At 41.2% G+C, this 13,398-nt stretch carries 11 protein-coding genes and 1 other annotated feature (1 of these 12 running past the window's edge); all 11 genes read left to right on the top strand.

The genetic code is table 11. The annotated features are described in order from the left end of the window. Positions 1–53: a binding site (T-box leader), on the top strand; it begins 212 nt to the left of the window's first position. A gap of 164 nt (positions 54–217) precedes the next feature. Further along, on the top strand, positions 218–1,936 hold the full coding sequence (gene ilvB, locus HU823_RS15720) for an acetolactate synthase large subunit (RefSeq protein WP_197222657.1): 1,719 nt from the start codon (positions 218–220) through the stop codon (positions 1,934–1,936). After that, entirely contained in the window at positions 1,933–2,451 is a 519-nt protein-coding gene (gene ilvN, locus HU823_RS15715) for an acetolactate synthase small subunit (RefSeq protein WP_066396617.1), read from the top strand. The genes ilvB and ilvN overlap by 4 nt, the downstream gene beginning before the upstream one ends. Positions 2,452–2,466: 15 nt before the next feature. After that, complete coding sequence (ilvC, locus tag HU823_RS15710; protein WP_197222656.1) at positions 2,467–3,492, top strand: ketol-acid reductoisomerase; 1,026 nt, start codon at positions 2,467–2,469, stop codon at positions 3,490–3,492. Beyond that, a complete protein-coding gene (locus HU823_RS15705) occupies positions 3,479–5,020 on the top strand; it encodes a 2-isopropylmalate synthase (RefSeq protein WP_197222655.1) in 1,542 nt (513 codons plus the stop codon). Before ilvC ends, HU823_RS15705 begins: the two co-directional genes overlap by 14 nt. A gap of 18 nt (positions 5,021–5,038) precedes the next feature. Then, on the top strand, positions 5,039–6,133 hold the full coding sequence (gene leuB, locus HU823_RS15700) for a 3-isopropylmalate dehydrogenase (protein ID WP_197222654.1): 1,095 nt from the start codon (positions 5,039–5,041) through the stop codon (positions 6,131–6,133). A gap of 14 nt (positions 6,134–6,147) precedes the next feature. Beyond that, positions 6,148–7,584, top strand: a complete 1,437-nt coding sequence (gene leuC, locus HU823_RS15695; protein WP_197222653.1) for a 3-isopropylmalate dehydratase large subunit — start codon at positions 6,148–6,150, stop codon at positions 7,582–7,584. After that, a complete protein-coding gene (leuD, locus tag HU823_RS15690; RefSeq protein WP_144698761.1) occupies positions 7,571–8,164 on the top strand; it encodes a 3-isopropylmalate dehydratase small subunit in 594 nt (197 codons plus the stop codon). The genes leuC and leuD overlap by 14 nt, the downstream gene beginning before the upstream one ends. A gap of 43 nt (positions 8,165–8,207) precedes the next feature. Continuing rightward, the gene (gene ilvA / locus HU823_RS15685; RefSeq protein ID WP_144698763.1) at positions 8,208–9,161 is read left to right on the top strand and encodes a threonine ammonia-lyase; all 954 of its coding nucleotides are present in this window, start codon (positions 8,208–8,210) and stop codon (positions 9,159–9,161) included. Between the two features lie 157 nt (positions 9,162–9,318). Beyond that, entirely contained in the window at positions 9,319–10,338 is a 1,020-nt protein-coding gene (locus HU823_RS15680) for a hypothetical protein (protein ID WP_197222652.1), read from the top strand. 106 nt (positions 10,339–10,444) lie between these two features. Then, positions 10,445–11,737, top strand: coding sequence for a trigger factor (tig, locus tag HU823_RS15675; protein WP_197222651.1), 1,293 nt, complete (start codon positions 10,445–10,447; stop codon positions 11,735–11,737). Positions 11,738–12,068: 331 nt separating this feature from the next. Continuing rightward, positions 12,069–13,343 (top strand): ATP-dependent protease ATP-binding subunit ClpX, encoded by a 1,275-nt coding sequence (clpX, locus tag HU823_RS15670; protein ID WP_066396593.1) that lies wholly within the window; start codon positions 12,069–12,071, stop codon positions 13,341–13,343. Positions 13,344–13,398: the final 55 nt, after the last annotated feature.

The raw sequence follows: 13,398 nt of genomic DNA, 5'->3' as shown, positions 1-13,398 counted from the left end.
AGAAATGTGAATAAGGGTGGTACCGTGGAAAAGTGAACTTTTTCACCCCTTTGGATAGGATTAACCTGTCCATTTGGGTGGAGAAGTTTTTTTATTGGTTTTTTAGACGTTGTTGCCCTTTGGTTATTTCTCATCACATCAACTCTTTCAAGAGCAACAACTGATGCCCCAATAGTCTTTTACCAAATAAAGGTTCGAAGTTAAAGGAGGAATGAAAATGAAGGCCAGTTGGGTGGCTGAGAAAAAATCAGTCGAAACTTCATTAGTCTCTGGTGCTGAACTATTTATTCAAGGGTTGCAGAATGAGAAAGTTGAAGTTCTGTTTGGTTATCCCGGAGGAGCTGTACTTCCAATCTATGATGCCCTCTACAAATCAGAGATGAAACATGTTCTAACGAGGCATGAACAAGGAGCGATTCATGCTGCGCAAGGTTATGCAAGAGTAACAGGAAAACCAGGCGTGGTGTTAGCGACTTCAGGGCCAGGTGCAACCAACCTTGTTACAGGTATCGCAGATGCGATGATTGATTCTATTCCTCTTGTTATCTTCACGGGTCAGGTAGCAACGACAGTGATTGGAACGGATGCTTTCCAAGAAGCGGACATCGTCGGGATCACAATGCCGATCACAAAACATAATTATCAAGTCCAACGAGCGGAAGACCTGCCGAGAATTATGAAAGAAGCCTTTCATATAGCGAACACCGGAAGAAAAGGCCCGGTTTTAATCGATATACCGAAAGATGTTGCCGTTAAAAGAGCGGAAGTTAAAGAAGTTGAGGGTATTCACCTTCCAGGTTACCAGCCGACGTTAAAACCTAATATTCTTCAAGTAAAAAGGTTGAACGAAGCGCTGTTACAGGCTAAAAGACCTGTCCTCTTAACAGGTGCAGGGGTACTGGCGGCAAGTGCTGAAAAAGAGTTAGTCGCGTTCGCGGAATATCACCAGATACCGGTTGCTCAAACCCTTTTAGGCCTTGGTGGATTTCCTGCTGAACATCCGCTTTGTTTAGGGATGGCAGGAATGCATGGAACATACGCAAGCAACATGGCACTTTATGACTGCGATCTTTTAATTGGCATTGGAGCTAGGTTTGATGACAGATTGACTGGTAATCTTGATCATTTTGCTAAAAAAGCAGTGGTGGCACATATCGATATTGATCCAGCTGAGATCGGAAAAAATGTTCCAACTGAAATTCCTATCGTGGGGTGTGCGAAAGAAACGCTTTCAGCATTAAACCAGACAAGAGGCGATAAAGGAGACTATAACGAGTGGGTAATCCAACTCACGAAGCACAAGACTGAATTTCCTCTTACGTATAAGACAGATGAATCAGAATTGAAACCACAAAAGTTAATGCAGATTCTTCATGATGTTACGAAAGGAGAGGCCATTGTTTCAACTGATGTAGGCCAGCATCAGATGTGGGCGGCACAATACTATACGTTTTTAGAATCGAACAGATGGATAACGTCTGGAGGACTTGGAACGATGGGATTTGGATTTCCTGCAGCGATCGGAGCGAAAGTTGGAAAGCCGGAGCTCCCGGTAATAGCAGTTGTTGGAGATGGCGGGTTTCAGATGACGCTTCAAGAACTCGGAGTTCTCCAAGATTGGGAGCTTCCAGTCATCGTAGTTATTGTGAACAATAAATCACTTGGGATGGTTAGACAATGGCAGGAAATATTTTATGAAAAACGATTCTCGCACTCTTTGCTTGATATCCAACCTGACTTTATCAAGCTAGCTTCAGCCTACGGAATTGATGGAAAACGAGCTGAAACAGAAAGTGATGTAAGAGAAGCTCTGACACTAGCTCTTGCGTCCAAAAAACCATTTGTTCTCGATTGTGTTGTTACAGCTGATGAGAATGTCTATCCGATGATCGCTCCAGGAAAAGGACTACATGAAATGATTGGAGTGAGAGGATGAGACGGATCATTTCAGCGACGGTTCTAAACGAAAGTGGAGTATTGAATCGTTTGACCGGATTGCTGACAAAACGCCAGTTCAACATAGAGAACATTACCGTTGGACATACAGAGGATCCAGCCGTTTCAAAAGTAACACTAACGGTTTGGGTTGAAGATGATCGTAAAGCAGAACAACTTGTAAAACAGCTTCATAAGCAGATTAATATTTTGAAAGTTCGTGATCTGACAAACATGGCTCTTGTCTCTAGAGAACTTGCGCTCATCAAAGTTCTCACAACGCCTGATACACGCAGCGAGATCAAAATGCTGATCGAGCCGTTTCGAGCGACCGTCCTTGATGTTTCACTCGAAAACGTAACGCTTGAAGTGACGGGAGACGGTGAAAAGATCGATGCGTTGATCGAACTGCTCCGTCCATATGGAATCAAAGAGATTTCAAGGACAGGTGTTACAGCCATACCTCGCGGAACACAAAAGAAAGTACTTGAGCTTCACCCCTATTCTATTATGTAAAGGAGAATGATGATAATGGCAAAAGTATATTACGAAAACGATCTTTCTAACGATGTATTAAAGAATAAGAAGGTAGCGGTAGTAGGTTATGGTTCTCAAGGGCATGCTCATGCATTAAATCTAAAGGATAGCGGCTATGATGTTGTAGTTGGTGTTCGGGAGGGACGTTCTTTTGACGAAGCGGTTAAAGATGGATTTGAAGTATATCCCGTTCGTGAAGCGTCTAGGCTTGCGGAAGTCGTAATGGTCCTATTACCAGATGAGAGGCAGCCTGAAGTTTACAGAAATGAGATTCTGCCTGAACTTTCTCCGGGCAATGCACTCGTTTTTGCTCATGGGTTCAACGTTCACTATCATCAAGTGGTACCACCTCAAGATGTGGATGTATTCTTAGTTGCTCCTAAAGGTCCAGGTCATCTTGTTCGTCGTACATTTGAATCAGGTGAAGGAGTTCCAGCGCTTTTCGCGGTATACCAAGATGCTACAGGTACTGCTAGAGAAACGGCGCTTAGCTATGCTAAAGGAATTGGTTCTGCTAGAGCTGGGGTGCTTGAAACGACTTTCCAAGAAGAAACGGAAACAGACCTTTTTGGTGAACAGGCTGTGTTGTGTGGTGGGTTATCTTCACTTGTAAAAGCTGGATTTGAAACGTTGACAGAGGCTGGATATCAGCCAGAAGTTGCCTATTTTGAATGTTTACACGAATTAAAATTGATTGTTGACCTCATGTATGAAGGTGGTCTAGAGGGAATGAGGTATTCAATCTCAGATACTGCTCAGTGGGGAGATTTTCAATCAGGACCACGTGTCATTGATGAAAGAGTGAAAGAATCAATGAAATCCGTTCTGAAAGATGTTCAATCCGGAGAGTTTGCTAAGGGTTGGGTCTTGGAGAATCAAGCGAATAGACCTGTGTTCCATGTGGTGAACAACCAAGAGAAGAACCATCCTATTGAAAAGGTAGGGAGGGAACTTCGAGCAATGATGCCGTTCGTAAAATCAAAACAAAAAAAGGAGGCCGTTGCTAGTGCGAAAAATTGAAATCTTTGACACGACTTTGCGTGATGGAGAACAAACAGCAGGAGTCAATCTTAACACAGCTGAAAAACTTGAGATCGCTAAAAGACTAGAAATGCTAGGAGTCGATGTCATGGAAGCTGGCTTTCCGGCTGCATCCAAGGGTGATCTTGAGGCTGTTAAAAAGGTAGCATCGATTGTTAAGAATTCAACCGTTACAGCTTTGGCGCGATCAAATATTTCGGACATCGACCATGCATGGGAGGCTCTGAAAGATTCTGCTGAACCAAGATTGCACGTCTTTCTAGCAACATCGCCCATTCATATGACATACAAGTTAAAGAAAACACCTGACCAAGTCGTTGAGACGGCGGTTGGTGCAGTTAAATATGCACGACAAAAGTTTCCTGTCGTGCAGTGGTCTGCAGAAGATGCATGTCGTTCAGATCTCGTATTTTTATCGCGCATTGTTGAGAAAGTAATTGATGCTGGTGCAACGGTCATTAACATACCAGATACGGTTGGTTTTACAAATCCCGAGGAATACGGAAAGATCTTTCGTTATCTATTAAATCATGTACCTAACATTGATAAAGCTATTCTCTCTGCTCACTGTCACGATGATCTAGGGATGGCTGTGGCTAATTCTTTATCAGCGATCGAGCATGGAGCGAACCAGGTTGAATGTACGATCAACGGAATTGGCGAGAGAGCTGGAAATGCCTCGTTAGAAGAGATAGCAGTAGCATTGGCGATTCGTGAAGATTTTTATCAAGCGAAAACTCGTTTAAAGCTAAATGAGATCAGCCGTACGAGTCAGCTTGTTAGCAGGCTAACGGGAATTGCTGTCCCGCCAAATAAGGCTGTGGTTGGGAAGAATGCTTTTGCGCACGAATCAGGGATACATCAAGACGGTGTGTTAAAAGAAAAGTCGACATACGAGATCATCACACCTGAGCTTGTTGGGGTTCCTTCTAACCAACTCGTGCTCGGAAAACATTCTGGGCGTCACGCATTCAAAGATTATTTGCATAAGTTAGGTTTTCATCCAGATGAGAACAAGGTTAAGGTTCTTTTTGAAGATTTTAAACAACTAGCTGATAAGAAAAAAGAGATGACAGAAGAAGATATCTTCGCTCTACTCATTGATCATAAAATACAACCTGAAGTGCCGTTATATCAATTGAAAGATATTCAAGTGAACTATGGTACAAATCAGATTCCTACTGCGACGTTAAGACTGTTGACTCCAGATGGAAAACTGATTCAAGAAGCTGCAACAGGTTCAGGTAGTGTCGAAGCCATCTACAATACGCTTGGAAAGATGCTTCCTTCTTCAATCAAACTGAATGATTATCGAATTCAATCGGTGGGTGCAGGGCGTGATGCTCTTGCTCAAGTGTTTGTTCAGATTGTTAGTGATGGTCATGAGATTAACGGAAGCGGAACGGCACAAGATGTTTTGGAAGCATCAGCTAAAGCCTATGTTCACGCCTATAATAAGCTTCAGCTTCATGATGAAAAGAAGAGCTATCAAGCAATGAGTATCTAAATTTAGGAGGGATGTTAGATGAAAAAGAGAATAGCAGTTTTGCCAGGAGACGGGATCGGTCCAGAAGTGATCAAAGGTGCTCTGCAAGTGTTAGACGGTGTAGCAACTCGGTTTGGTCATGAATTTTTGACGATTGAACAAGTATTTGGAGGTGCTGCTATTGACCAGGAAGGTACTCCTCTCCCAGATTCCACACTTAAAACTTGCAATGACAGTGATGCTGTTCTGCTAGGCGCGGTTGGTGGACCAAAATGGGATCAAGGGAAGGTTCGGCCTGAACAAGGGTTACTCGCTTTACGAAAAGCGATGAACGTGTTTGCGAACGTAAGACCTGTACACGTTTATCCTGGTCTTGAACATCTATCACCTCTTAAATCGAATAAGGTAAAAGGTGCTGACTTTGTATTTGTTCGTGAACTGACCGGTGGTATTTATTTTTCAGAGCCGAAAGAACGGAATGAGAAACGTGCGGTAGATACATTGTCATATACGCGAGAGGAGATAACGAGAATCGTTGAAAAAGCATATGAGTTAGCATCTTCTCGCAGAAGAAAAGTAACATCAGTTGATAAAGCAAACGTTCTTGAAACGAGCAAATTGTGGAGAGAAGTCGTAGAGGAAGTAGCTAAAAAGTATCCAAACGTCGAAACAGAACACTTGCTGGTAGATTATGCTGCCATGAGGATGATCAGTAATCCTACGAGTTTTGATGTGGTTGTTACTGAAAATATGTTTGGAGATATTTTGTCTGACGAAGCTTCTGTTCTTACAGGCTCGCTAGGAATGATGCCTTCAGCTTCTCTTAGTGAAAACGGTCCTGGTCTATATGAGCCTATTCATGGATCAGCACCTGATATCGCTGGAAGTGGTAAAGCAAATCCAATCGGTATGATCCTTAGTGTAGCGATGATGCTTCGGCATTCGTTCCAACTTGAAAAAGAAGCCGAAGCTGTAGAACTTGCCGTTTTCGAAACCCTGCAGGCAGGTTATCGTACAGGGGATATTTATGGAGATAGTGGTACTTTAGTATCTACGAAAGAAATGGTCAATCAAATTCATTTTAGAATGTTGGAAGATTCAACAAGTGCAACTCTTCTAGAGGTTTATGTGTAGGGAGGTAGATTTCGGTGAGTAAAACAATAATAGATAAACTTTGGGATCGCCATATTGTCGTAGAAGAGGAAAATAAACCAGACCTGCTCTACATTGATCTGCACCTCATTCATGAAGTGACATCCCCTCAAGCGTTTGCCGGTTTAAGAGAAAAAAATAGAACCGTCAGAAGGCCGGATCTTTGTTTTGCTACGATGGACCATAACATTCCGACGGTCGACCGGTTCAATATAAAAGACGAAACGTCACGTTTGCAAGTTCAAACGCTTGAAAAAAACTGCGAGGAATTCGGTATCCAACTTGAGGGATTAAACTCCGAACATCAAGGAATCGTTCACGTTATTGGACCGGAACTTGGGTTAACACTGCCAGGAAAAACAATCGTCTGTGGAGATAGTCACACCTCCACGCATGGTGCTTTCGGTGCCCTCTCTTTTGGGATCGGAACAAGCGAGGTTGAACACGTTCTTGCTACACAAACGCTGTGGCAGAATAAACCAAAACAGATGAACGTTAAGATTGAAGGTGAGTTAGGATTTGGTGTTACAGCGAAAGACGTCATCTTATGGTTTATAGCGAAATATGGAACGAATGTCGGTACAGGTTATATTATTGAGTTTTCTGGTAGCACGGTTAGAAATTTTTCGATGGAAGAACGAATGACGCTTTGTAATATGTCGATAGAGGCAGGAGCGAAAGCATCGGTTGTTTCACCTGATGAAGTTACTTTCTCATATATATCAGGTAAGCGCTATGCTCCAAAGAATCAAGAATTTCTGGAAAGTTGTAAGAGATGGAGTGAGCTTGCGAGTGATGAGAATGCTAGGTTTGATCAAACGATCGAGATTGATGCTTCAGAGATCGAACCAATGGTCACGTGGGGAACGACGCCATCCATGTGTTTGCCGATCAGCGGAATGATTCCTGCAGAGGAAAACTCTTCTTCTATAGAAGAGAAACAATCGTTACGAAATGCTCTCCATTATATGGGCTTTAGAGGACATGAACAGATAGAAGATATCTCTGTACAGCATGTGTTTATTGGATCTTGTACGAATTCAAGACTAAGTGACCTTATTCAAGCTTCTAAAGTTGTTGAAGGCAGAAAAGTACATCCAGAAGTTCGGGCGATCGTAGTTCCAGGTTCACAAACTGTAAAAAAAGAAGCAGAGATCCTAGGATTGCATCAGATTTTTTTAGATGCAGGGTTCGAATGGCGTGAGTCGGGATGTTCGATGTGTTTAGGTATGAATGATGACATCGTTCCAGAGTTGGAAAGATGTGCTTCTACCTCAAACCGTAACTTTGCTGGCAGACAAGGAAAAGGTGCAAGAACACACCTTGTAAGTCCGATCATGGCAGCAGCAGCAGCTTTGAAAGGAAAATTCACTGATGTTCGTTCTATACTTCCTAAAACAGAACAGGAGGTAGATCATTATGCCGGGGTTTAAAACACATTCAGGCAGTGCTGCAGTTCTAGACAGAAATCATGTTGACACAGATCAGATCATTCCGAAGCAATTTTTAAAAAAAATTGATAAAGCAGGTTACGGTGAGTATTTGTTCTTTGATTGGAGATACCACTCTGATGGTACAGAAAATAAAGATTTTGAGCTTAACTCGAAAGAAACAAAAGAAGCTACCATATTAGTTACAGGAAAAAACTTTGGTTGTGGGTCTTCAAGAGAACACGCGCCTTGGGCACTGAAGGATTATGGCTTCCAAGTAATCATCGCTGAAAGCTTTGCGGACATCTTCTTTAACAACTGTGTGAAAAACGGCATCTTGCCGATTCGGCTTTCGAAAGGTGAGATTCAAAACTTACAGAGTGAAAACTCTGAAACCCTCATACGAACGTTAAGAGTAGACCTTGAAAAACAACTTGTAGAAAGCGAAACGGGAGAGGTATTTCACTTTGAATTTGATCCGTACTGGAAAAAGATGCTCCTTAACGGATGGGACGAAATTTCAGTAACCCTTCAACAAGAAGCTCTTATAAAAAAATATGAAGATGAAAGGATTGTGAACTGACAATGGGGATTTAACAATCACAGCGGAACGTTTATTTCACGCATTGGAGGAAGTCTCAAAAATCGCACACCGTACGCCACTTAAACAATCATCAACTCTTAACAAGTGGACGGGTGGAAAGGTGTATATGAAGCTGGAGAACCTACAGAAGACCGGTTCGTTCAAATTGCGAGGAGCTTATTACAAAGTTTCCACGTTAAACGATCTAGACGGTGCAAGAGGTGTCATCGCTGCATCAGCAGGAAACCATGCACAAGGTTTGGCGCTTTCATGTTCACTGCGTGGAATAAATTCTAAGATCTTCATGCCGGAAAATGCACCGCTTTCCAAGATCGATGCAGTAAGATCGTATGGAGCAGATATTGTTTTAGAAGGTGACAATTATCAGGCGGCTTATGAAGCAGCAAAAAGAGAAGAAGAAAAAAGCGGAGGAGTGTTTGTTCACCCTTTCGACGATTACGATGTGATCGCTGGACAAAGTACCGTTGCTCTCGAGATGCTTCAGCAAAAACCTGAATTAAAAACGATTGTTGTACCTGTAGGGGGCGGAGGTCTATTGGCTGGAATCGCATTAGCGGTTAAGTCGATCAGACCTGATGTCCGAGTAGTGGGCGTGCAATCGGCGAATGCTAGTGCGGTCTATCAAGCCTTCACAGGTACTACAAGAAAAACGTTAACTCGCTGTACATCGATCGCAGATGGAATCGCGGTTGTTAAGCCCGGAGAGATCACCGTTCCTGTGATATCAAAATATGTGGATGAGATGGTCACTGTGACCGAGGAACAAATCGCATACGCGATGATGTTTATGCTTGAGCGGGAAAAGGTGGTCGTAGAGGGAGCTGGAGCCGCCAGTTTAGCGGCAGTGATGTTCCATAGCCGTCTTGCGTTGGACCAGAAAGTGGGCCTTATCATTAGTGGTGGTAATGTAGATCCCGTTAAATGGTCATTATATAAAGGAATGGCTGATAAGGTGAACTTAAAAAGAATTAGTTAATAATTGGGCTTGCTCAGAAGGCGAAACTTTTGAGTAAGTTTTTTTGTGTAAAGAACATAGGTTAAAGAAATCAGGGTTTTAACTTCCTAGTTACCTTGAGTTCATCTGGCGAACCTGCTATTCTTTAGTCAAACATTAATGGAAGCGGAGAGTTGTGATGACTAACGAAAAGAGCAACAAAAACAATATCGTTCGGTTTCCTAACTTAAATGGACGTCTTTTAGAAAAAGGAATGGATTCTTTAAAAAGTAAGAAATACGATGAGTCTTTATCATGTTTTCAACAATTGCTTCAAGCAGATCCAATGCATGCACAAGGTAATCTTGGACTTGTTTTAAGTTTGGTTGAACTAGGACGTTTGCACGAAGCCAAGCAAAGATGCGACCGTATGCTCAAAGAAGGAATAGGAGAATATTACGACGTACTTCAAATTTATTTAAGTATATTAGTTCAGTTATCTGAATACATAACCGTTGTTTCCGTGATTGAAGCCGTTCTGGAAGAACAAAAGATCCCTGCTGACAAAGCAGAAACGTTTTATCAGCTTCTCCAGTTCAGCCGAAAAGTTATTGAGCAAGAAGGTGTGCCTGAAGTGAAGAAAGATCCTGAACTTCCAACAGCACCTCCAGCAAATCCTGACTTTCAAGCGCTAAAAGAGATGCTTTCAAGTGATCAGGCAGACTTACAGTGGATGGCTGTGCAACAGTTAAAACGCCTTGGACCCGATATGATCGTTCCGATGTTTGAGTCTTTTTTAATTGATGAAAAAAAACATCCGGCTGTAAAAAGCTTAATCCTGCAATACCTTAAAGAAAATCAAGTAGATAAAATCGTAAAGATAGAGAAATACGGACAATTGACTGAAGTGGACATCGCAAACCTAACGGATTTAAATGAGAAACACTTTTATAATGAAGTAAAATCTTTGATCAAAGATGAACTTGAGCAAGAGAACCCATCACTACTCGAGATCGCTCTCGCCGTGTGGAAGGATTATTCACTCGCACTATATCCTTTCTCTCCGACTCCAGAAAATAAGATCCTATGGTTCGAGGCTACTGTTATGGCGGCAAATATTCTCTGTGGAATGGAAGAAGAAATGGACCTTGAAGATGATGAATTACAGAAAGCAGTGAAGGTTCTCGTCGAATTGGAAAGATTTTATATGCAGACTTAATGAGAAAGTGATGTAACTTGTTGAAATACAGAACGTCTATGCTATAATGGAATGGTTGTAATCTATATGATAGTTATGGAAATACCGATGTTGGAGGGAACATTTAATGACTGCTAAATGGGAAAAGTTAGAAGGTAATCAAGGTGTCTTAACGGTAGAAGTTGAGGCAACTGAAGTAGATACAGCGCTTGACCAAGCGTTCAAAAAAGTTGTAAAACAAGTAAACGTACCAGGATTCCGTAAAGGGAAAATGCCACGTAGACTTTTTGAACAACGTTTTGGAGTAGAGTCTCTTTACCAAGACGCTCTAGATATCCTATTGCCAAAAGCATACGGAGACGCTGTACAAGAAGCTGGTATCGAGCCAGTCGATCGTCCAGAAGTTGACATCGAAAAAATGGAACAAGGAAGCAACCTTGTTTTCACAGCTAAAGTAATCGTTAAGCCAGAAGTTAAACTTGGTGATTACAAAGGTCTTGAAGTTGAGAAGACTGAAACTGTAGTTACTGACGAAGATGTTCAAAACGAACTTACTTCTTTACAAGAACAACAAGCTGAGCTTGTAGTTAAAGAAGAAGGTACTGTTGAGAATGGTGATACTGTAAACATCGATTTCGAAGGATTCGTTGATGGCGAAGCTTTCGAAGGCGGAAAAGCTGAGAACTACTCTCTTGAAATCGGATCTGGATCTTTCATCCCAGGTTTTGAAGAGCAATTAGTTGGTGAAAAAGCTGGTGCGGAAAAAGAAGTTAACGTTAACTTCCCTGAAGAGTACCATGCTGAAGAACTAGCTGGTAAGCCTGCTGTTTTCAAAGTAAGCATCCACGATATCAAAGCTAAACAACTTCCAGAACTTAATGACGAGTTCGCTAAAGAAGCTGAAGGCGATGCTGAAACTCTAGAAGATCTTAAAAAAGAACTTCGTACAAAGCTTGAAGAGAGCAAAAAGCAAGAAGCTGAAAACAAAACTCGTGAAACAGTAATCGAAAAAGCATCTGAGAATGCAGAAATTGACATCCCTGAAGCAATGGTAAACACAGAGCTTGACCGCATGGTTCAAGAATTTGGCCAGCGCCTTCAAATGCAAGGTATGAACCTTGATCTTTACTACCAGTTCTCTGGTACAAGTGAAGAAGCACTTCGTGAGCAAATGAAAGAAGATGCTGGAAAACGCGTTCGTACTAACCTAGTACTTGAAGCAATCGTTGAAGCTGAAAACATTGAAGTTTCTGAAGAAGAAATCGATGCTGAACTTAGCAAGATGGCTGAAATGTACCAAATGGAAGTAGAACAAATCAAACAAATGCTTGCTATGCAAGGTGGAAATGATGCAGTAGCAGCTGACTTGAAAGTACGTAAAGCAATCGACTTTCTTGTGGAAAACAGCAAAACTGCTTAATTCTATAACTAAATAAGTTCATAAATCTTAGCAAGGCGCGATCCTTATGTATCGTGCCTTGTTTTGCCATACATATTAAATTTCTATTAAAATACACATCCTATCTGAAAAATAGGTTTTAAATCTTCTGGTATTGTTCATACTTATATAGAGCGTTACCATACATATTTATTAAGCGTTATTATTTCCGTTTTAATATGGAAGTGTGATACAATCCATTATAATCAACGGAATGCTTAAGTCGTAGAAAAGATAATCAGACTTTCCTTCAGAATATATCTGGATTTTAGTCAAGCGTTTCATCCATATTCTCGTTTTAGGGGTGATATCATTGTTTAAATTTAATGATGAAAAAGGGCAATTGAAATGTTCTTTCTGTGGTAAAACACAAGATCAAGTAAGAAAACTGGTTGCTGGACCAGGTGTATATATTTGTGATGAATGTATCGAACTTTGTACTGAAATCGTAGAAGAAGAATTAGGTACAGAAGAGGATGTAGAACTAAAAGAAGTACCAAAACCAGTAGAAATCCGTAAAATTCTTGACGAATATGTTATCGGTCAAGCTCAAGCTAAGAAATCCCTTTCTGTAGCCGTTTACAATCATTACAAACGTATAAATTCAACTCAAAAATCGGATGAAGTTGAATTAGCGAAAAGTAACATTGCGATGATCGGACCAACAGGTAGTGGTAAGACGCTACTTGCTCAAACGTTGGCTCGTATCTTAAACGTACCTTTTGCTATTGCTGATGCTACATCTTTAACTGAAGCTGGATACGTGGGTGAGGATGTTGAGAACATTCTTCTTAAATTGATTCAGTCTGCTGATTATGATGTAGAAAAAGCGGAAAAGGGTATTATCTATATCGATGAAATTGATAAGATTGCACGTAAATCGGAAAACCCGTCTATTACAAGAGATGTTTCTGGTGAAGGCGTTCAACAAGCTCTTCTTAAAATCCTTGAAGGTACAGTAGCTAGCGTACCGCCACAAGGAGGAAGAAAGCATCCTCACCAAGAGTTCATCCAAATTGACACAACAAACATTCTATTTATTTGTGGTGGAGCCTTTGATGGTATCGAACAAATCATCAAACGCCGACTTGGTAAAAAAGTGATCGGATTCAGTTCTGAAACAAAACAAGCTGATTTAAAAGCAGGAGAATACTTGTCTAAAGTTCTTCCTGAAGATTTACTTCGCTTTGGTTTGATTCCTGAATTTATCGGTCGTTTGCCGGTAATTTCAAACCTAAACCCTCTTGATGAGGAAGCGTTGATCGAAATCTTAACAAAGCCAAAGAACGCACTAGTAAAACAATATCAAAAGTTATTGGATATTGATGGTGTCGAGCTCGAATTTACCGATGAAGCTCTTCGAGAAATCTCTGCTCAAGCCATTGAACGTAAAACAGGAGCTCGTGGACTTCGTTCGATCATTGAAGGAGTTATGCTTGACGTAATGTTTGAGCTGCCTTCTCGTGAAGATGTTGTTAAATGTATCGTAACGAAAGAAACAATCTCTGATAAAGTACCACCAACTCTTGAGTTAGAAGACGGTACGGTTATTGAACAATCAAAAGAGACTCCAAAAGAGAGTGCTTAATTTTAAGACCAGCTTATGCTGGTCTTTTTTGTTGTTTAGGAAATTATAAAAAACT

It is taken from the genome of Fictibacillus sp. 18YEL24 (assembly GCF_015903855.1).
Classification (GTDB): Bacteria; Bacillota; Bacilli; order Bacillales; family Fictibacillaceae; genus Fictibacillus; species Fictibacillus phosphorivorans_C.
Note: the sequence above shows the minus strand (reverse complement) of the source record. Positions and strands in the feature narration are given on the sequence as shown.